Genomic DNA, 1724 nt, shown 5'->3' with positions numbered 1-1724 from the left:
AACCTCTTTAAATATACTTAATATTCTTATTATATCATATTAGTTATTTATGTAATTAATTTTGTTTAACTACTTAAAAAGGGAGAAGGCTGCTCAGTGGATCTGGCGATCGTTTTTTTGCGACTGGGCGACGTGCCTTTTTTTGACGCCAGCGAGTTGTTTCCTGATAGACTTGTTGGAGTTCCTCCACCGTATTCACCGTTCTGGGGTTGTAACTTACTGGCAACTGAGTCACCTCTTTCGACACAGTTCCCTGAAGTTGTAGGAACCTGAGCTCGATAGATTATGCAATATCCGACTTTTCCGACTTTACGATCCGACTTTTCCGACTTACAAAGGCAGGGGAGAGGAAGTATTATAGAACCCATTTGACATCTTTTCTTAAAAAATAAGGCAGACAAACAAGTCGTCTCACATAACTCAATAGCCACAAGACGAGAAATCATGGGGCAATGGTGGCAAAAGATCCAAAATTGATATCGCACAGGGCTTACGCTTACAGCAATAGATCTCAAAGGGGTTCTACAAGCGTAAGTTCCGCTCGCGTGACCAAACTAAATACTTTATTTTTGATGAAAATGTAAATCCTCCGTATCCCAATTACCCCACTGCAAACTCAGTAAATTGACGCACGTAAGGGGCTTTAAAAGCTAAAACAATATCTTCCTTGGGAACTCCGGCGGCTACTAACTCATTCGCTATTCCCGCTTCTGTTCTATCTCTCTGAATCCAAAATTTACCATCTTTTATATCAACGTGAATCACACAGCCGTAAACCCGTTTTTGCTCGTCCCATCCCAAATGAACCACATGATAATGCTCCCGTTCGGTATCAAAAAGTAATTGAACTTCTGTTTCAGTATCCAAGTCATTCCTTGAGTGTTGAGACAGTATTGTTTGGATTAATTCTCTGTAGTTTACTCTTTCCATAAAAGTATCCCCTCTTTAATAGCATCAAAAATGAGTAATTTGAGCTGATGCTCAGCGATTAATTCTTGAATAAAACGATTGCTGAAAAAATCATTATACACATCTTGGTTTATTGCTAAATACAAAATTCTGTTCGGTTGTTTTTTTCTCAGGGCAGAACGATAGCTGAGAAATTGACCCAAAGCTATATAAAAGCTGGCTAAATCAGATGCACCGATAAAAGATTTAATCTCTACAGCAATCTTGAAGCCATCTTTCTCTGCTGCTAAAATTTTCTCCCCTGCTAAGTCGATAAAAAAATCAAGTTCCTCTACCTTGATAAAAAGAGGATCGTGAGTGATGATCCATCCCTCTTTTTCTAAAGCTGAACGAACAGCATTGTGAAAGATATCTTTAGCGGACATATCATACCCACGAAATTGCTTAACCGAGCAGTATTGATTGCCATTCCGCCATCATATCATTACAGCCATTCGCGATCGCACTCCCCAAAAATTCCCCCCACTTCGCATAACTCTCCCACCCACCAGCAATAAAGCAATATCAGGCGATTCCACAGCAAGTAGCCCAAAAAAACAGACTAAAGCTGCATAAAGGTGTTCTTCTTCTACGAACAGGAGCGAACACACGAGTCCGTTCCCAGACGGCGAGGGCTCTCCGAGGGAGGAGCCAAATCGATCGATATTTTGCGCCGTTAACGGCGTAAAATTTAGTATCTATAACCCACATTCCGCACCCCCAACTGGCACATACGCGGATTGAGGAAGTAAAAGTGAATCATCGGAGATAATAAT

General features: G+C 40.8%; 4 protein-coding genes. All 4 read right to left on the bottom strand.

What is annotated here, in order from left to right; genetic code table 11:
• Positions 1-73: 73 nt before the first annotated feature.
• Positions 74-247 (bottom strand): hypothetical protein, encoded by a 174-nt coding sequence (locus QUB10_RS34090; protein ID WP_333207544.1) that lies wholly within the window; start codon positions 245-247, stop codon positions 74-76.
• A gap of 353 nt (positions 248-600) precedes the next feature.
• Entirely contained in the window at positions 601-930 is a 330-nt protein-coding gene (locus tag QUB10_RS34085) for a XisI protein (protein ID WP_106332496.1), read from the bottom strand.
• The gene (locus tag QUB10_RS34080) at positions 918-1334 is read right to left on the bottom strand and encodes a XisH family protein (RefSeq protein WP_333202445.1); all 417 of its coding nucleotides are present in this window, start codon (positions 1332-1334) and stop codon (positions 918-920) included. Before QUB10_RS34080 ends, QUB10_RS34085 begins: the two co-directional genes overlap by 13 nt.
• A 51-nt stretch (positions 1335-1385) precedes the next feature.
• Positions 1386-1559, bottom strand: coding sequence for a hypothetical protein (locus tag QUB10_RS34075; protein WP_333207542.1), 174 nt, complete (start codon positions 1557-1559; stop codon positions 1386-1388).
• Between the last annotated feature and the right edge of the window lie 165 nt (positions 1560-1724).

Origin of the sequence: Microcoleus sp. B5-D4 (assembly GCF_036705145.1) — a bacterium.
Classification (GTDB): Bacteria; Cyanobacteriota; Cyanobacteriia; order Cyanobacteriales; family Microcoleaceae; genus Microcoleus.
Note: the sequence above shows the minus strand (reverse complement) of the source record. Positions and strands in the feature narration are given on the sequence as shown.

Coding starts and splice junctions, on each gene's coding strand:
- QUB10_RS34085 (WP_106332496.1), bottom strand. CDS start 930: ATGGAAAGAGTAAACTACAGAGAATTAATCCAAACAATACTGTCTCAA.
- QUB10_RS34080 (WP_333202445.1), bottom strand. CDS start 1,334: ATGTCCGCTAAAGATATCTTTCACAATGCTGTTCGTTCAGCTTTAGAA.